Origin of the sequence: Nonomuraea africana (assembly GCF_014873535.1) — a bacterium.
Taxonomy (GTDB): domain Bacteria; phylum Actinomycetota; class Actinomycetes; order Streptosporangiales; family Streptosporangiaceae; genus Nonomuraea; species Nonomuraea africana.
This window is the reverse complement of the sequence record NZ_JADBEF010000001.1, coordinates 4,377,229-4,394,741: the sequence shown is the minus strand read 5'-3', so window position 1 is coordinate 4,394,741 and position 17,513 is coordinate 4,377,229. Positions and strand designations below refer to the sequence as shown.

Sequence of the window (17,513 nt, the reverse complement as noted above, 5' to 3'; positions counted from 1 at the left end):
TTAGTAGGGAGTAACCGATATGAGGGTGGTCCTCGCCGGTGGCGGGACGGCCGGTCACATCGAACCGGCTCTGGCCCTGGGTGACGCGCTGCGCAGGCTGGAGCCCGGCATCGGCGTGACCTGCCTCGGCACCGAGCGCGGCCTGGAGACCAGGCTGGTGCCCGCCAGGGGGTACGAGCTGCAGCTCGTGCCCGCCGTACCGCTCCCGAGGGCGCTCACGCCGCAGCTGCTGACCGTTCCCGGACGGCTGGCGGGCGCCATCAACGCCGCAGCGGCCATCATGGACAGGACGCGCGCCGACATCCTGGTCGGCTTCGGCGGTTACGTCGCCACCCCCGCCTACCTGGCGGCCAGGCGGCGAGGGCTGCCGATCGTCGTCCACGAGGCCAACGCCCGGCCGGGGCTGGCCAACAGGCTCGGCGCGCGCCTGACCGACCACGTCTTCACCGGGCACCCGCAGAGCTCCATGTCCAAGGCCGAGTACATCGGCATCCCGCTGCGCAGGGACATCGTCCAGCTCGACAGGCTGTCGATGGGCGACAAGGCCCGCTCGTGGTTCGGCCTGCGCACCGACCTGCCGACGCTGCTGGTCTTCGGCGGGTCGCAGGGGGCCCGCTCGCTCAACCAGGCCGCGCTGGCCGCCGGGCCCGCGCTGCGCAGGGCGGGCGTGCAGGTCCTCCACGTGCTCGGCCCGAAGAACACCCTGGCAGAGGAGCCGCCTCCGGGCGACCCGCAGTACGTCGTGCTGCCCTACGTCGACCGCATGGACCTCGCCTACGCCGCCGCCGACTTCGCCCTGTGCCGCAGCGGGGCGATGACGTGCGCCGAGCTGACCGCCGTCGGCCTGCCCGCCGCGTACGTGCCGCTGCCGCACGGCAACGGCGAGCAGGGGCTCAACGCCACGCCGATCGCGCAGCGCGGCGGCGGGCTCGTGATCGACGACTCCGACCTTTCACCTGATTGGATCATCCAGAACGTGCTGCCCATCCTCCGCGACCCCGAGCGGGTCGCCACCATGTCGGAGGCCGCCGCCGCGATGGGACGCAGGGACGCCGACGTCGCCCTCGCCCGCAAGGTGCTCGAGATCGCGGGAGGCCGCTCATGAGCCTGGTACGGCTGGTCGCCCCCGTGGCGGCCGGCGAGCTCGGCAGGGTCCACTTCATCGGCATCGGCGGCGCCGGCATGTCCGGCATCGCGCGCATCCTGCTCAAGCGGGGCGTGAAGGTCTCCGGCAGCGACGCCCGCGGCTCCGACATGGTGACCGAGCTGCGTGAGCTCGGCGCCAGCGTGCACATCGGCCACGCCGCCTCGCACATCAAGAACATCGACACCGTGGTCGTCTCCACCGCCATCCGCGACTCCAACCCCGAGCTGGGCGAGGCGATCAAGCAGGGGCTGCGCATCATCCCGCGGGCCGCCGCGCTGGCCTCGGTCATGGCGGGGCGCACGGGTGTGGCGATCGCCGGCACCCACGGCAAGACCACCACCACCTCGATGCTGACGGTGGCGCTGCAGAAGTGCGGCGCCGACCCGTCCTACTGCGTGGGCGGCCAGCTCGTCACCACCGGGCTCGGCGCCGACGAGGGCTCGGGCGGGGTGTTCGTGGCCGAGGCCGACGAGAGCGACGGCTCCTTCCTCATGCTCGCGCCCGACATCGCGGTCGTCACCAACGTGGAGGCCGACCACCTCGACAACTACGGCGACCCGCGGGCCGTCCACGACAGCTTCGCCCGCTTCGTCGAGCGCATCGGGCACACGCTGGTGGTGTGCGCCGACGATCCCGGCGCCGCCGCGCTGATCGAGCCCGCGCGCGGACGCGGCCTTCGCGTGGTCACCTACGGCGAGGCCGAGGGCGCCGACTACCGGATCGCCGACGTGCGGCCCGACGGCTTCGGTGTGCTGTTCGAGGTGGTCGGCAAGGGCGAGGTGCGCCTGTCGGTCCCCGGCGCCCACAACGCGCTCAACGCCACCGCGGTCATCGCCGTGGCCGACGAGCTGGGTCTGCCGTTCGAGGAGATCGGGGAGGGCCTGTCGGCCTTCACAGGGGCCAAGCGGCGCTTCGAGGCCAAGGGCGAGGCGGGCGGCGTGGCGGTCTTCGACAGCTACGCCCACCACCCGACCGAGCTGGCCGCCGATCTGCGCGCCGCCCGCGACGTCGTCGCCTCCTACTCGGGCGACGGCCGGGTGATCGCGGTCTTCCAGCCGCATCTCTACTCCCGCACCAGGTTCTTCGCCGACGAGTTCGGCGCCGCGCTCGGGCTGGCCGACCAGGCCGTGGTGCTCGACGTCTACGGCGCGAGGGAGGACCCCGAGCCCGGCGTCTCCGGCGCCATGGTCGCCTCCCGCGTGCCACTCCCCGAGGCGCAGGTGGTCTACGCGCCCGACAAGGCGGCGGTGCCCGCCCTGGTGGCGACGCTGGCCAAGACCGGCGACATCGTCCTGACGATGGGGGCGGGGGACGTGACCGAGCTCGGGCCGAAGATCGTGGCGGAGCTGTCCGCGAGGTGAAAGCCCGGCAGGCGTTCGTGGCGCTGCTCACCGCCGGTGTGGTGGGCAGCACGGTGTGGCTGGTGTTCTTCTCGCCGGTCCTGGGCGTCAGATCGGTGGAGATCGTGGGAAATCTCACAGTGCCGGCCGACCAGATCAAGAAGCAGGCCGGCGTGGCCGAGCTGCACCCGCTGGCCACCGTCGACCTCGGCGAGGTCGAGGGCAGGGTGCTGGCGATCAGGCAGCTCGCCTCGGCCAGGGTCGAGCGCGCGTGGCCGAGCACACTCAAGATCCTGGTGGTCGAGCGCAAGCCGGTCGCGGTCGTCCCCGTCGGCGACAAGGCGGCGCTGATCGACCGCGGCGGCGTGGTGACCGAGGTGCGCGCGAGCGCGCCGCCCGAGCTTCCGGTGCTGCGGGTGGACCGGCCAGGACCCGGCGACCCCGCGACGGTGGCCGCCATCAAGGTCATCGGCGGGCTGCCCGAAGAGTTGCTCATGAAGATCGACGAGGTGCGCGCCACCTCGCCCGAGGGCATCTCCTTCCGGCTGACCAACGGACGCACGGTCGTGTGGGGCGGCGCCGACAGGGGCGAGGACAAGGCTCGCGTCCTCGAGGCGCTGCTCCCGCGCACGGCAAAGGTTTACGACGTCAGTTCGCCCGACGTCGTCTCCATGAAATGAGAGGGTGGTCGCGAATGGGACAGCGCGCGACACGCCGGACGGGCTTGCGGCGCGGTTAGTTGACCCGCCCGGTAGGGGACTCCTACTGTCCGTATCAATCCTCAGGTTGACATAAATCTGAATCTCAACTTGAGGTTGAGAGTTTTTCGAGCACCATTGAAATGGCAAGTCAACGAGCGGAAAGGCCCCTCGTCGTGGCAGCACCGCAGAACTACCTCGCGGTCATCAAGGTCGTCGGCATTGGCGGCGGCGGAGTGAACGCCGTCAACCGGATGATCGAGGAGGGACTCAAGGGCGTCGAGTTCATCGCGATAAACACCGACGCCCAGGCGCTGCTGATGAGTGACGCCGACGTCAAACTCGACGTGGGCAGGGAGCTCACGCGCGGCCTCGGGGCCGGCGCCAATCCCGATGTCGGCCGCAAGGCGGCCGAGGACCACCGTGAGGAGATCGAGGAGGTCCTCAAGGGGGCCGACATGGTCTTCGTCACGGCGGGCGAGGGAGGTGGCACGGGCACCGGCGGCGCCCCCGTGGTGGCCAACATCGCCCGGTCTCTCGGTGCTCTGACCATAGGAGTCGTCACCAGGCCCTTCAGCTTCGAGGGCCGCCGCCGCGCCATGCAGGCAGAGGCGGGAATCGAGACCCTGCGCGACGAGGTCGACACCCTCATCGTGATCCCCAACGACCGGCTGCTGTCGATCTCCGACAGGCAGGTCAGCGTCCTCGACGCCTTCAAGGCGGCCGACCAGGTGCTGCTGTCCGGTGTCCAGGGCATCACCGACCTGATCACCACGCCCGGTCTGATCAACCTCGACTTCGCCGACGTCAAGTCGGTCATGTCGGGCGCGGGCTCGGCGCTGATGGGCATCGGCCACGCCAGGGGCGACGACCGCTCGGTCGCCGCCGCCGAGATGGCCGTCTCCAGCCCGCTGCTGGAGGCCTCGATCGACGGCGCGCACGGCGTGCTGCTGTCGATCGCGGGCGGGTCCGACCTCGGTCTGTTCGAGATCAACGAGGCGGCGCAGCTCGTCTCGAACGCCGCGGCGCCCGACGCCAACATCATCTTCGGTACGGTCATCGACGACGCCCTCGGCGACGAGGTCAGGGTCACGGTGATCGCCGCCGGGTTCGACGAGATCGCTCCCGTCGAGAAGCCCGCGCTGCAGCAGCCGCGTCAGCAGCCCAGACCCGCCGCCGCGCCGTCGGCGGTTCCCCCGGCCGCCGGGCCCGTACGCCCCGCGCCCGCCCCGGCGCCCAGCGTGAAGGCCGAGCCGCCGAGGCCGGAGCCGCGTCCCGAGCCCCGCCCCGAGGTGCGGCCTGAGCCGCGCCCCGAGCCGGTGCGGGCCGTCGAGACGCCCCCGCCCGCGCCGGCACCCGCGCCCGCACCCGCGGCCGCCGTGCCCACGCCGGTCGAGGAGCCGCCCGCGCCCGTGTCGATCCCGCGGCCGGCGCCCGAGGTGACCAACCCGCCCACCCCGATCTCCTCCCGCATGTCGGAGCCCGCCAGGCGGCGCCCCGTGGTCTTCGAGGAGCAAGAAGAAGAGCTGGACGTGCCCGACTTCCTGAAGTGAGATTCCTCACCCGGCCCCTGCTCCGGGAGAGGGGATCACACCCCCGCTGCGAGACCTCGGGGTCGACGCGGTGGGGGTTCGGTGCGTCTCGGGGCCCCGGTTCGCGGTCCATCCGCGAAGGGTGCACGATGGGTTTCTTGTGGACATAGCTCGCAAACAGCAGATCGCGGCCGGGCTGGCCGAGGTCGAGACGCGGATCTCCGCGGCCTGCCGGGCCGCGGGGCGCTCCCGCGAGGAGGTCACGCTGATCGCGGTGACCAAGACCTACCCGGCCGAGGACGTACGGATCCTGGCCGGGCTCGGCGTGACCGAGGTGGGCGAGAACCGCGACCAGGAGGCCGCGGAGAAGGCCCGCGCCTGCGCTGACCTGCCGCTCACGTGGCACTTCGTCGGTCAGCTCCAGACCAACAAGGTGCGCTCTGTGGTCGGGTACGCCGACCTGATCCACTCCGTCGACCGCTCCAGGCTGGTGGCGGCCATCGGACGCGAGGCCGTACGGGCCGGGCGGGAGATCGGCTGTCTCGTGCAGGTGGCGCTCGACGACGACCCGGGCCGCGGCGGGGCGCGCCCCGCCGACGTGCCGGGGCTGGCCGACGAGATCGCGGCGACGGAGGGCGTACGGCTCGGCGGGCTCATGGCCGTCGCGCCGCTCGGGGAGGAACCGGGCAAGGCGTTCGCGAGGCTGCGGGATCTGGCGCTGGCCGTACAGGCCGGGCATCCTGGTGCGACCATAATCTCGGCGGGGATGAGCGGCGATCTGGCCGAAGCCGTGGCGCACGGTGCGACACACGTGCGAGTCGGTACGGCGTTGCTCGGTCGCCGCAAGCCCTTCGTCAGGTAATGTCCCCTCAAGTGGGCCTTGGGCCCGCGAACGAAGTAGAGGTCGATCAGCGGTGAGCTCCAAGGGGGTACGGCTGCCGCCTCGAGTGCGGATCGCTCGAGCGAGTGCGACCATGAGCAGGAGGACGACTTAGCGATGGCCGGCGCGATGCGCAAGATGGCGGTCTACCTCGGCCTCGTGGAGGACGACCGCTACGAGAGGTACGAGGCCTACACCGACGACGACTACGACTACGAGGAGGAGTCGCGTCGGGCCGAGCAGGACCGTCCCGCGACGGCGCACGACCGCGACGACGACACCGACCCCGGTGTCCCCGCGCCCAGACCGGCGACGACCGTGCTGGAGCGCCGCACGACCGACCTGGCGCGCATCACGACGCTGCACCCGCGGACCTACAACGAGGCGCGGACGATCGGTGAGCACTTCCGCGACGGCACCCCGGTCATCATGAACCTGACCGAGATGGTTGACAGCGATGCCAAGCGACTTGTCGATTTCGCGGCAGGTCTCGTCTTTGGCCTACACGGCAGCATCGAACGTGTTACCAACAAGGTGTTCCTGTTGTCCCCAGCCAATGTCGAGGTGACCGCCGAGGACAAGGCCCGAATCGCGGAACGCGGATTCTTCAACCAGAGTTAGAGTCTCTGTATGACTACCTACCCGACCGGGTCCTCGGGACCGGAAGGGGCACCCAGAAGTGGAGGCGCGGCCGGACCGTGGGGATCGTTGGCGAGATCTTGGTCGTTGTCCTGTCTCTCTATCTGGTGTTGCTCATCGGCAGAATGATCTTCGAGACGGTGCAGGCGTTCGCCCGGCAGTGGCGGCCTTCCGGGTTCGTTCTGGTGCTGGCGGAAGCCACATACACCGCAACAGACCCACCTCTCAAGTTTCTCCGCCGTTTCATTCCTCCCCTCCGGTTGGGTACGGTGGCCTTTGACCTAAGCTTCACAGTGCTCTTCATTGTGGTCTTGGTCATGATCCAACTCGTGTCCGCGCTGTAGTGATCGGGTACCGTCCCTCCGGACAGACTCCAAGCGCGCCAAGGAGACCAAAAAGATGCCGCTGACGCCCGCTGATGTGCGGAACAAGCAATTCAGTACCACCCGGTTGCGACCGGGTTACGACGAGGAAGAGGTGGATGCCTTCCTCGACGAAGTCGAGGCTGAGCTTGACCGCCTGATCCAAGAGAACGAGGAGCTCCGCGCCAAGCTGGCCGAGTGCCTGCGGGGCAAGGTGCCCGGCGGCATGAACATGCCGATGGCCTCCGCCCCCGTGCAGGAGCAGCCCAAGCCGGAGATGATGGCGCCGCCGCAGCCGGAGCCCATGCAGGCCCCGCCGCAGCCGCAGCCGGTCCCCGTTGCCATGAACATGCCTCCCGCCGAGGACAACATGGACACCGCGGCCCGCGTGCTCGCCCTCGCCCAGCAGACGGCCGACCAGGCGATCGCCGACGCCCGCCGCGAGGCGGACGAGACCGTCACCCGCGCCCGCCGCGAGGCCGACGACATCCTGACCAAGGCTCGCCGCCAGGCCGAGCAGGTCATCGGTGACGCCAGGGCCCGCGCCGAGACGCTGGAGCGCGACGCCCAGGAGCGCCACCGTCAGGCCATGGGCTCCCTCGTGCAGACCCGCGACGAGCTCGAGCGCAAGGTCGAGGAACTGCGCAGCTTCGAGCGCGAGTACCGCAGCAGGCTCAAGCTCTACCTGGAGAACCAGCTCGCCGAGCTGAACGTCTCCGCGGAGGGCGGCAGTGGCGGCTTTCCCGTGATCCCCAGCGCTCCGATGGGCGGTGGCGCCCCCGCCATGACCCACTCGGTGCCGCAGGGCGGCCAGCAGCCCCTTCCCGGCGGGCCCAACCCGTTCGGTGGCGACCAGTCGCAGCACCAGGGTGCCTTCCAGGGCGCCGACGGCCAGCACAACGACCGCCGCTAACGCCGGTAAGGTAACGGGTCAGATTCGCTTCTGATCCGTCACTCGAAAGAGCCCCCTGTGATCCTCATCAGCGCTGGTCTGGTGCTCGCGGCGGTCATTCTGCTGATCGCGGGCTTCGTCATGGCTGAACCGTTCCTGATCATGTGGTCGATCGTGGTCAGCGTGCTGTCCGCGCTCTTCCTGGTGATCGGGGCGTTCCTGCGGCGTCACGAGCTGTTCCCCGGCGGCGGTGGTGCCGGGGCGCAGGCGCCGCGGGAGCCGTCCGCGCCTGTCACTCCGAAGGCGACGACGCCCGCGGGCGTCGCCCCAGCTGGGACGGCGCCGCAGCCGATGGCACCCCGGCCGCCGATCCCCGCGCCCACGGGGATGAGGCAGCAGACGGCGACCGTGCCGAACGCGGCGCCCCGTCCACGGCCCGTCGCGGCGCGCGGCATCTCGCCCGACGCGATCGTCATGGTGATCCCCGGACGCAAGCGCTACCACGTGGCCGGCTGCCGTCAGCTCAGTGGACGAGATCACGAGGAGCTCACCTACGAGGAGGCGCGCGAGGAGGGCTTCACGCCCTGCACGACGTGCCTGCCCGACGCCGCGCTCGGCGGGCGGCAGGTGCCCCCTGCCCCCGAACAGCCTGGCGTCGGCCGCGCCCCCTATCCGGCCGCCTCCGCCAGCAGGGACACCGACCCCGTCGGCCGCCCTGTCACCTCCCCCGGCCAGCCCGGCACACCTGCGCGCCCCTCCGGCCCGGCCCCGGGCGCCTCCGGCGCTCCCGCCCCCCTCTCCGGCGCCTCTCCCGCCGTCTCGGGCGAGCCCTCCGGGCCTTCGAACCCCTCCGCCCGCCCCACCGCCCCTCCGCCCGCCCCCGCAGGCCGTACGGCGTCGCAGGCGGGCCCCGCCGGGTCTTCCGGTGGTCCGGCGTCACAGGCCGGCACCTCTGAACCTTCTGGTCGTACGCCGACGCAGGCCGGCGGCCCGGACTCCTCCGGTCGTCCGGCGTCGCAGGGCAGAGCGACCGATTCGACGGGCGGTTCCGCCGCCTCGCGCGACACCTCATCTGAGTCCTCCGGACGCCCGGGCGACGCTGATGACGGCGCTACCTCTCCCGGCGCGCCCACCGGCTCTACCGCCTCCCGCGCCGAGTCCGCGTCATCGCGCGGCGAATCTCCTGCTTCTCGCAGTGAGTCCCCGTCATCTCGGGCCGAGTCCGTCGCCTCTCGGGCCGAGTCGACGTCTTCTGGCGGTGAGTCGGCGGCTCCTCGCGGTGATTCGTCGGCTTCTCGTGGTGAGTCCCCTGCCTCTCGTGCCGAATCTCCCGCGTCGAGCGCGCAGGCGCCGTCCGAGCGTGGCGAGTCTCCCTCGGCGGGCGTGGCTTCTGAGCGCTCCGAGGGGGCGGCTGCTCGGCGCCCCGACGGGACGGCGGGCGGCTCGCAGCCGAAACCCGCACCTGGCACGCTCGTGGCCGGCACCCCCGGCGCCGCACCACGCCCCGCCTCCAGCGGCCCTTCCCCTGAGGCGCCCAAGAGCGGTCCCGCAGCGGACGACACCCGGCAGGCCCGCCCTTCCCAGGCTGCTCCGCAGAACGCTCCCTCGACAACTTCTCCCCAGAACGCTCCCTCGTCGGCTTCTTCGAAGGACGGCCGCCCCTCTGCGGCGCCCACACAGGACCGCCCTGCGGCTTCCGCTCAGGACCGCTCCTCGGGTTCCGCTCAGGACCGTCCTGGGGCTTCCGCTCAGGACCGCTCCTCGGGTTCGTCGCAGGATGGTCCCTCGAAGGGGTCCCCGCAGGAGGGCTCCCCGGCTTCCGCGAAGGGCGTCCTCTCGGCCGGTTCCCCTCAGGGCGGACCGTCAGCAGGTCCCGCGAAGGGTGGCCCCTCGGCGGGATCAGCGCAGGATGCGCCCGCCCCGGGCGCCGCGAAGGATCGCGCCTCCGTGGGTTCCGCTCGGGAGGGGTCCGCTGAGCCCGATGGGGCCGAGGACACCTCGTCCGAGATGACCCAGAGGCTGCGCCCACCTGTGGCCGCGGTGCGGAACGCGGAGGCGAAGCCCGCCGCCAAGGCTTCCACCTCCGGACAGGAGCCCGACGCCGAGCGCCGCAGCGGCGCTGCTCGGACCAGGGAGTCCGGTGGCGGGTGGTTCGACCGTCCGGAGTCGCTGGACGCGGAGCCGGTGGGGCCGGAGGCGACCGCACCCGGGCGCGCCGGGCCTCCGGTCGTCCCCGGTTCCACCTCAGCCCCGGGCAAGGCAGGCGCACCCGCCGCCGACGAGGACACGCCTTCAGGGGCGAACGAGACGGTCAGGCTCGACCGTCCCGGTGTCGTCAAGGTGATCGGTGGCACGCGGCGCTTCCACAGCTCGTCCTGCCCCCTGATCAAGGGGGCGGAGCCGGGCAGCATCCAGACGATGCAGAAGGCCGAGGCCGAGTCGAAGGGGCTCACCCCCTGCTCGGTCTGCCAGCACGACCACCAGCGAGTCGGCTGACCTCCGCCCCGACGCTCGATCTTGTCGAGGCAGTGCCGCCAGAACGCGTTGTATCCGGAACCGAGATCGGTGTAGCGGGCGCCGACCTCTTTCCCGGCTCCGGCCTCTCGAAGCCGCACGCCACCGCGTCCAGCAGCATTGCCCCGGCTTCGTCGACATCTCGCCGACATGGCCGGGGCCCCGCGCTCTTGGGCGCCGCCGACGGCCCGCATCGACGACGCCCGACAGTTCGTTCACGGTGCCTTCCAAGTGTCTTCCTGTCCAAGGTCGATCACCATGCGCGTCTCGCTCTAGCCGCGAACGCGGGCTTGGGGCCGGGTCTGCCTGGTGGTGTTACGCGGGCTCCGGAGACGGGCTCCACCGGGTGGTGATACGCGGGCTCGAGGACGGCTCCGCCAGGGGTGTTACGCGAGTTCGGGGGACGGCTCCGCCGGCGCTGACGGCTCTGCTGCCCTCTCGGCCGCCGGCGGTTTCAGGAAGCTGGTGGCCCAGCCGATGGTCATCACGGCGATGATCAGGCCGGTGATCACCGCGGACGAGGCGGTGGAGCCGCCGATCAGTCGCTGGGCGTGGAGTGTGACCGTTCCAGAAGCTTGCCGGGATCTCACCCGTGGTCCACGGGGATCCGTTGGGCCGGGTGCGTGCATGGCGACGGCGCGGCGCCTCGGGTGAGGGGCCGCGCCGTCGGTTGTTCAGGCGCGCCTGAGCTGGAAGCTCAGGCCCAGGTCGGCGTCGGTGTGGACGGGCAGGTCCGCGGACGTGCCCTCGCTCAGGCTGGCGGCCAGGACCTCCTCACCCACCAGCGAGCCGTCCGCGCGCAGCGCCTCGGCCAGGTCCGCCGACGAGGCCGACCACCACAGGTCGATCCGGTCGGTGATGGCGAGGCCGGTCGACTTGCGGGCGTCCTGGACGAGGCGGATGACCTCGCGGATGAGCCCGGCCCTGCGCAGCTCGTCGGTCATGGCCAGGTCGAGCGCGACCGTCTCGCCGGTGCCGGTGTCGACCGCGCCCGTCTCGACCGCCCAGCCCGACTTGGGCTGCTCGGTGACGATCACCTCGTCGGCGGTGAGCGAGACCGTGCCCAGCTCGCCCGCCTCCACCGAGACGGGTGCGCCCGAGCGCAGCGTCGCGGCCAGCGAGGCGGCGTCGGCGGCCGAGACCGCCGCCGCGACCAGCTTGGTCTGCGAGCCGAACCGCTTGCCGAGCGCCCTGAAGTTCGGCTTGACGGTGAAAGACACCAAATCCGTACTAAATCCGGACATGTCTTCCAGAGCCTGGACGTTCAGCTCGTCCGCGATGAGGTCGCGCAGCTCGGGGGAGAGCGACGCCCAGCCGGGAGCGCCCACGAGGGCGCGCCCCAGCGGCTGGCGCGTCTTGACCCCGGAGGCGGCGCGGGCCGACCGGCCCAGCTCGACCAGCCTGCGCACCAGCGCCATCTGCGCCGACAGCGACGGGTCGAGCAGCTCCTCCTTGACCGACGGCCACGAGGCCAGGTGCACCGACGACGGCGCGTCCACGCCGCGCAGCACATCCCAGAGATAGTCGGTGACGAACGGCGTCATCGGCGCCATGAGCCTGGTGACCGTCTCCAGGCACTCGTACAGCGTCGCGAACGCCTCCTGCGAGCCCTGCCAGAACCTGCGCCGCGAGCGCCTGACGTACCAGTTGGACAGGTCGTCGAGGAACTCGGCGAGCCTGCGGCCCGCGCGCACGGTGTCGAAGGCGTCGAGCGCGGCCGTGACCTCCGACACCGTCCGGTGCAGCTCGGCCAGAGCCCACCTGTCGATCAGCGGGCGCTCCGCGGCGGGGGGCGCCTCGTCCGCCATCGAGGGCGACCACGACTCGGCGTTGGCGTAGAGGGTGAAGAAGGAGGCGGTGTTCCAGTAGGTCAGCAGGACCTTGCGGACGATCTCCTCCAGCGCGTTGTGGCCCACGCGCCGCGCCGCCCACGGCGAGCCGGAGGCGGCCATGAACCAGCGCAGCGCGTCGGCGCCGTGCTGGTCCATCAGCGAGATGGGCTCGAGCACGTTGCCGAGGTGCTTGCTCATCTTGCGGCCGTCCTCGGCCAGGATGAGGCCGAGGCAGAGCACGTTCTCGTAGGAGGACTGCTCGAAGACCAGCGTGCCGACCGCCATCAGCGAGTAGAACCAGCCGCGCGTCTGGTCGGTCGCCTCGCAGATGAACTGCGCGGGGTAGACGCCGTCGGGCTTGCCCTTGGCGCCCCACTGGGCGAACGGCATGGAGCCCGAGTCGTACCACGCGTCGATGACGTCGGGCACGCGCTGGGCGACGGCGCCGCACGAGGGGCAGGGGAAGGAGATGTCGTCCACGTACGGCCGGTGCGGGTCGAGGTTCGACAGCTCCTGGCCCGCCAGGGACCCGAGCTCCTCCAGCGAGCCGACGCAGGTGACGTGCGACTCGTCGGCCGAGCACACCCACAGCGGCAGCGGCGTGCCCCAGTATCGCGAGCGCGACAGCGACCAGTCGACGTTGTTGCGCAGCCACTCGCCGAAGCGGCCCCACTTGATGGTCTCGGGGAACCAGTTGGTCTTCTCGTTCTCCGCGAGCATCGTGTCCTTGACCGCGGTGGTGCGGATGTACCAGGCGGGCAGCGCGTAGTAGAGCAGCGGGGTGTGGCAGCGCCAGCAGTGCGGGTAGCTGTGGTCGAAGTGGCCGCCGCGGAACAGCAGGCCGCGCCCGGCCAGGTCCTCGGTCAGGCCCTCGTCGGCGTCCTTGAAGAACTGGCCGCCCACCATCGGCACGTCGGGCAGGAAGCGGCCGTCGGGGCCGATCGGGTTGACGATCGGCATGCCGTACGTCTTGCAGACGGTCATGTCGTCGGCGCCGAAGGCGGGGGCCTGGTGGACCAGGCCGGTGCCGTCCTCGACGGTGACGTAGTCGCCCAGGACCACGTAGTGCGCGCCGGGGATGTCGACCAGGTCGAACGGGCGGGAGTAGGCGGTGCGCTCGAGTTCGCGCCCGGAGAAGCGGGCCACCTCGGTGGCGCCCTCGCCGAGGACCGGCAGCAGCGGCTCGGCCACGACCAGCACCTCGCCGTCCGCGGTGCGCGCGGCGACGTAGGTGACCTCGGGGTGGACGGCCACCGCCGTGTTGGACACCAGCGTCCAGGGCGTGGTCGTCCAGATCAGCAGCGAGGCGTCGAGCTCCGCGAGCGGGCCGGAGGTCACGGGCATGCGGACGTAGACGGACGGCGAGGAGACGGTCTCGTAGCCGCCGGGCTGGCCCAGCTCGTGGTCGGACAGCCCGGTGCCGCAGCGCGGGCAGTACGGCGTGATGCGGAAGTCGCGGAACAGCAGGCCCTTGTCGAAGATGACCTTGAGCGACCACCAGACGGACTCCACGTACTCGGGGTCCATCGTGCGGTAGGCCTGGGACAGGTCGATCCAGTAGCCCATGCGCTCGGTCAGCTCTTCGAAGGCGTCGACGTGGCGCAGCACCGACTCGCGGCACTTGGCGTTGAACTCGGCGATGCCGTACGCCTCGATGTCCTTCTTGCCCGTCAGCCCGAGCTCTTTCTCGATGCCGACCTCGACCGGGAGGCCGTGGCAGTCCCAGCCGGCCTTGCGCGGCACGCTGAAGCCGCGCATGGTCTTGTAGCGGGGGAAGAGGTCCTTGAAGACGCGCGCCTCGACGTGGTGGACGCCGGGCAGGCCGTTGGCGGTGGGCGGGCCCTCGTAGAAGACCCAGGCGGGGGCGCCTTCGTTCTGCTCGACGGAGCGCTCGAAGATCTTCCCGTCCCGCCATCGGTCGAGGACCTCACGCTCGAGCGCGGGCAGGTCGACCTGCGCGGGTAGAGAGCGGAAATAGTGGGACATCTCGGGCGGGACCTCCACGGTGTCGAAACGGCGACGATGTGAAGGGACGAAGCCGTCCGGCTCCGCGGTACCACCCCTCTTGACCCCCGGAGGGACCCACTTCATTTGGTCTGCGGCCGGTTCTAGTGAGCTCTGGCGAGCCGTTCTTCCGGCGGCTCGGGAGTGATATCCCTGTGATTCGCATCACAGGGCTCCGTCAACGCCTTGCAGGCTAAAACCATAACGCAGAGTGGAGGGCGAACGCTTCCCGATATCCACCTCAGCAAATTGCGACAAAGATCCGGGAATGGATGCCTATGTTGAGGAGTTGATCCGGCGTGGCGGGATAGTACGGGAGGGGTAAACCGTACGGCGGGTCGTTTGCCGAGTCGTTATTCACGGCCTAAGCTGCCCGCACCGTTTGAGCCTTGATCAGCATGGAGGCAGCCATGGCGGCAGTCACGCAGACCGCGACCCCTTCGATGTGGTCGGCAGAGGAGCTGGCCGAGGTACGCGACACCCTCGTTCAGGAAATAGCCGAGCTCGAGGCCGACATCCTCCGGCACGAGACGGAGATCGCCTCCGGGGACGTCACCCAGGGGGCGGGCGACGACCAGGCCGACGCCGGGGCCAAGACGTATGAGCGCGAACGCGAGATCGCCCTTACCCTGAACACACGCGACCTGGTCGCGCAGAACGAACGTGCGATCGCCAGGATCGACGCAGGGACCTATGGAGTGTGCGAATCGTGCCACAAGCCGATCGGCAAGGAGCGTCTGCAGGCGTTCCCGAGGGCGACGCTGTGCGTGACATGCAAGCAGCGGGAGGAACGCCGCTGAGCGCTGACAGTGAGACAGCCGCGAGGCCGATCGGGCGACGCCTGATCGGCCTTCTCGCGTTGATCGCCGTGGTGATCTACGGGCTCGACCTGTTCACCAAGACCCTCGTGCTGCGGACGCTGGAGCGCGAGGACCCGCTGGTGGTGATCCCCGGCCTGCTCCAGTTCAGGGTGATCTTCAACTCTGGTGCGGCCTTCAGCATCGGCACCGGGATGACCTTCGTCTTCACGCTGGTCGCGGCCGGGGTGGTGGTCGCGATCCTGCGCACGGCGCGCAAACTGCGCAGCCTGCCGTGGACGCTCACGCTCGGCCTTATGCTGGGCGGGGCGCTCGGCAACCTCACCGACCGGCTGCTGCGCTATCCCGCGGGCTTCGGCCGTCCCGCCTCGGGGCAGCTGCAGGGGCACGTGGTCGACTTCATCGAGACCTTCCCCGGCCACTTCCCCGTCTGGAACATCGCCGACTCGGCGATCGTGTGCGGCGGCATCGTGGCGGTCTTCCTGGCCTGGCGCGGCTACCAGATCGACGGCACCAGGGAGGTGACCAGCAAGAATGGCTGAACAGCGCAGCCTGCCCGTCCCCGACGGGCTCGAAGGCGAACGACTCGACGCCGCACTGTCGCGGCTCTTCGGTTTCTCCCGCACCCGCGCTGCCGAGCTGATCGGCGCGGGCGACGTGCTGGTGGACGGCTCCCAGGGGGCCAAGTCCGACAGGGTGCACGCGGGCGCGTGGCTCGACGTCACGCTCCCGCCGCCGATCACGACGCCCATGCCGGTGGCCGAGCCCGTCCCCGGGATGGCGATCATCTACGAGGACGACGACATCGTGGTGGTCAACAAGCCCATCGGCGTCGCCGCCCACCCGACCGTCGGCTGGACCGGCCCCACGGTGATCGGCGGCCTGCTCGGCACCGGGCACACGGTGGCCACCAGCGGCGCGGCCGAACGGCAGGGCATCGTGCACCGCCTCGACGCCAACACCACGGGCGCGATGGTCGTGGCCAAGAGCGAGCACGCCTACTCCGTCCTCAAGCGCGCCTTCAAGGAGCGCACGGTCGACAAGCGTTACCACGCGCTGGTCCAGGGCCACCCCGACCCGTTCAGAGGCACGGTCGACGCGCCCATCGACCGCCATCCCTCCGGCGACGGCAGGTTCGCCGTGGTGGCGGGCGGCAAGCCGTCGGTGACCCACTACGACACGGTCGAGGCCTTCAGGGCCGCCTCGCTGCTCGACATCAAGCTGGAGACCGGGCGCACGCACCAGATCCGCGTCCACATGGCCGCGCTGCGCCACCCGTGCGTGGGCGACCTCATGTACGGCGCCGATCCCACGCTCGCGGCCAGGCTCGGGATGACCAGGCAGTGGCTGCACGCGGTGTCGCTCGGCTTCGAGCACCCCTCCAGCGGCGAGTGGATGTCCTTCAGCAGCGACTACCCCGACGACCTGCAGAAGGCGCTCGACATCGTGCGCGCGGAGTCCTGACCTCAGCCCTCGTCCTCGGCCTTGCCCTTGCCCTTGGCCTTGATCTTGCCCTTCTGGCGCTGCTCGTCCTCGCCCTCCTCGGGCTCGACCTGACCGGGGTCGTCGTCGGAGCCGCGCTCGGCGGTCGGCTCCTCGGTCGGCTCGCCGGGTGGCGAGGTCTGCTTCGCCTTGCTCCTGGTCGGCTTCGGATCGGGCCGTTGCCGATCGGCGCGCTCAGGCGACCTGGTCTGCCTCGGCTCACCCCACGAGTCGGTGGGGGGCGGGGCCTGCTGTAACGGGGTGCCGCCCTCTTCGCCAGAGCCCGCCGGCGTGGGAGTGGGCGTGGGCGGCGGCGCCGAGGTCGCCGTCGGCGTGCGCGCCACGGACGGCACGGAGGCCGACTGCTTCGGCTGAGGAGTCTCCGTGCGGCCCGACATCCACGCCATCCCGCCGGTCACCAGCGCCACGGCGGTCGCCGCGGCCGCCAGCGCGACCAGCGGAGGTGGCCGCCGCCGCCTCCGGGTCGCAGGCCGTACGGCGGAGGCGGGCAGCGCCGGAGGCACGGCCACGGGGGCGGTCGGCTCGGGGGCCAGGCCGAGCACGATCTCCCGCAGCCGCCGCTCCGCCTCGTCGATCCCCATCCGCAGCGCGGGGTCCTTCCGCAGCAGCCCGTGGACGACAGGGGCGAGCGGTCCCGCGGCCGACATGGGCAGCGGCTCGTCGTGCATCACGGCGGCCAGCGTCGCCAGGGCGTGGCCGCGCTGGAAGGGCGAGTGCCCCTCCACCGCCGTGTAGAGCGTGACGCCCAGCGACCACAGGTCGGAGGCCGGCTCGGCGCTGCCGCCCGCCGCGCGTTCCGGCGCGATGTAGGCGGGCGTGCCCACGAGGATGCCGGTCCTGGTCACCGGCGCCTCGTCCTCGGTCGTGGCGATGCCGAAGTCGGTCAGCACCGCCCTACCGTCCTCGGCCAGCAGCACGTTGTCCGGTTTCACGTCGCGATGGAGCACCCCCGCGGCGTGGGCGGCGCGCAGCGCGGCAAGGATCTCCAGCCCGATCTCGGCCACCCTGGCCGGTTCGAGCGGACCTCGCTCGCGTACCAGCGAGCCGAGCGTCCGCGAGCGGACCAGCTCCATGACGATCCAGGGGTGTCCCCCCTCCTGGACCACGTCGAAGATGGTCGCCACCCCGGGATGGGCGACCCGCCCGGCGGCTCTCGCCTCGCGGAAGGTGCGCACCATGAAGACCTCGCGTTCGGGACCGCTCAGGTCGGGCGGCGGCAGCACCTCCTTGACCGCGACGTCGCGGCCGAGCACCTCGTCGTGAGCCTCCCACACGGTGCCCATGCCGCCCCGTCCGATGGTTCTGAGCAACCGATAACGCCCACCGATGATCCCCGAAGATTCGGACATGTG

The 17,513-nt window shown here is 71.1% G+C and carries 18 protein-coding genes; 12 read left to right on the top strand and 6 right to left on the bottom strand.

Annotated features, from left to right (window positions below; translation table 11 throughout):
• The first annotated feature begins 19 nt into the window (after positions 1-19).
• From murG to H4W81_RS20695, 8 genes are all read left to right on the top strand, one after another.
• Positions 20-1,105, top strand: a complete 1,086-nt coding sequence (murG, locus tag H4W81_RS20730) for an undecaprenyldiphospho-muramoylpentapeptide beta-N-acetylglucosaminyltransferase (RefSeq protein WP_192776326.1) — start codon at positions 20-22, stop codon at positions 1,103-1,105.
• Positions 1,102-2,508 carry a UDP-N-acetylmuramate--L-alanine ligase gene (murC, locus tag H4W81_RS20725; RefSeq protein ID WP_192776325.1) on the top strand — a complete coding sequence of 469 codons (1,407 nt, stop codon included), beginning with the start codon at positions 1,102-1,104 and terminating at the stop codon, positions 2,506-2,508. Before murG ends, murC begins: the two co-directional genes overlap by 4 nt.
• Complete coding sequence (locus tag H4W81_RS20720) at positions 2,505-3,167, top strand: cell division protein FtsQ/DivIB (protein ID WP_192776324.1); 663 nt, start codon at positions 2,505-2,507, stop codon at positions 3,165-3,167. Before murC ends, H4W81_RS20720 begins: the two co-directional genes overlap by 4 nt.
• A 194-nt stretch (positions 3,168-3,361) precedes the next feature.
• On the top strand, positions 3,362-4,738 hold the full coding sequence (gene ftsZ / locus H4W81_RS20715) for a cell division protein FtsZ (protein ID WP_192776323.1): 1,377 nt from the start codon (positions 3,362-3,364) through the stop codon (positions 4,736-4,738).
• Between the two features lie 139 nt (positions 4,739-4,877).
• Positions 4,878-5,579 (top strand): YggS family pyridoxal phosphate-dependent enzyme, encoded by a 702-nt coding sequence (locus H4W81_RS20710; protein WP_192776322.1) that lies wholly within the window; start codon positions 4,878-4,880, stop codon positions 5,577-5,579.
• A 135-nt stretch (positions 5,580-5,714) separates the two neighbouring features.
• Complete coding sequence (locus tag H4W81_RS20705) at positions 5,715-6,218, top strand: cell division protein SepF (protein WP_192776321.1); 504 nt, start codon at positions 5,715-5,717, stop codon at positions 6,216-6,218.
• A 77-nt stretch (positions 6,219-6,295) separates the two neighbouring features.
• Positions 6,296-6,580, top strand: coding sequence for a YggT family protein (locus H4W81_RS20700; protein ID WP_183659086.1), 285 nt, complete (start codon positions 6,296-6,298; stop codon positions 6,578-6,580).
• Positions 6,581-6,635: 55 nt separating this feature from the next.
• Positions 6,636-7,511: a DivIVA domain-containing protein gene (locus tag H4W81_RS20695; protein WP_192776320.1), complete on the top strand. Its 876-nt coding sequence runs from the start codon at positions 6,636-6,638 to the stop codon at positions 7,509-7,511.
• An 18-nt stretch (positions 7,512-7,529) separates the two neighbouring features.
• Here H4W81_RS20695 and H4W81_RS20690 read toward each other — a convergent pair whose 3' ends face one another.
• The 3 genes from H4W81_RS20690 to H4W81_RS20680 all read right to left on the bottom strand — a co-directional run bounded on the left by H4W81_RS20690 (position 7,530) and on the right by H4W81_RS20680 (position 8,440).
• A complete protein-coding gene (locus H4W81_RS20690; protein ID WP_192776319.1) occupies positions 7,530-7,721 on the bottom strand; it encodes a hypothetical protein in 192 nt (63 codons plus the stop codon).
• Positions 7,718-7,966, bottom strand: a complete 249-nt coding sequence (locus tag H4W81_RS20685; RefSeq protein WP_192776318.1) for a hypothetical protein — start codon at positions 7,964-7,966, stop codon at positions 7,718-7,720. The genes H4W81_RS20690 and H4W81_RS20685 overlap by 4 nt, the downstream gene beginning before the upstream one ends.
• A 192-nt stretch (positions 7,967-8,158) precedes the next feature.
• Positions 8,159-8,440: a hypothetical protein gene (locus H4W81_RS20680; RefSeq protein WP_192776317.1), complete on the bottom strand. Its 282-nt coding sequence runs from the start codon at positions 8,438-8,440 to the stop codon at positions 8,159-8,161.
• 1,057 nt (positions 8,441-9,497) lie between these two features.
• Here H4W81_RS20680 and H4W81_RS20675 point away from each other — a divergent pair.
• Complete coding sequence (locus H4W81_RS20675; protein WP_192776316.1) at positions 9,498-9,986, top strand: hypothetical protein; 489 nt, start codon at positions 9,498-9,500, stop codon at positions 9,984-9,986.
• 404 nt (positions 9,987-10,390) lie between these two features.
• Here the strand turns inward: H4W81_RS20675 and H4W81_RS20670 are convergent, their stop codons facing one another.
• Complete coding sequence (locus H4W81_RS20670) at positions 10,391-10,594, bottom strand: hypothetical protein (protein ID WP_192776315.1); 204 nt, start codon at positions 10,592-10,594, stop codon at positions 10,391-10,393.
• Between the two features lie 84 nt (positions 10,595-10,678).
• A complete protein-coding gene (gene ileS, locus H4W81_RS20665; RefSeq protein WP_192776314.1) occupies positions 10,679-13,822 on the bottom strand; it encodes an isoleucine--tRNA ligase in 3,144 nt (1,047 codons plus the stop codon).
• Between the two features lie 428 nt (positions 13,823-14,250).
• Between ileS and H4W81_RS20660 the strand changes: the two genes are divergently transcribed.
• The 3 genes from H4W81_RS20660 to H4W81_RS20650 are packed head-to-tail and all read left to right on the top strand — an operon-like array spanning position 14,251 to position 16,122.
• A complete protein-coding gene (locus tag H4W81_RS20660; RefSeq protein ID WP_183659094.1) occupies positions 14,251-14,640 on the top strand; it encodes a TraR/DksA family transcriptional regulator in 390 nt (129 codons plus the stop codon).
• Positions 14,641-14,699: 59 nt separating this feature from the next.
• Positions 14,700-15,200, top strand: a complete 501-nt coding sequence (lspA, locus tag H4W81_RS20655; RefSeq protein WP_225958721.1) for a signal peptidase II — start codon at positions 14,700-14,702, stop codon at positions 15,198-15,200.
• Positions 15,193-16,122 (top strand): RluA family pseudouridine synthase, encoded by a 930-nt coding sequence (locus tag H4W81_RS20650; protein ID WP_192776313.1) that lies wholly within the window; start codon positions 15,193-15,195, stop codon positions 16,120-16,122. The genes lspA and H4W81_RS20650 overlap by 8 nt, the downstream gene beginning before the upstream one ends.
• Before the next feature lie 2 nt (positions 16,123-16,124).
• Here the strand turns inward: H4W81_RS20650 and H4W81_RS20645 are convergent, their stop codons facing one another.
• Complete coding sequence (locus tag H4W81_RS20645; RefSeq protein ID WP_192776312.1) at positions 16,125-17,510, bottom strand: serine/threonine-protein kinase; 1,386 nt, start codon at positions 17,508-17,510, stop codon at positions 16,125-16,127.
• Positions 17,511-17,513: the final 3 nt, after the last annotated feature.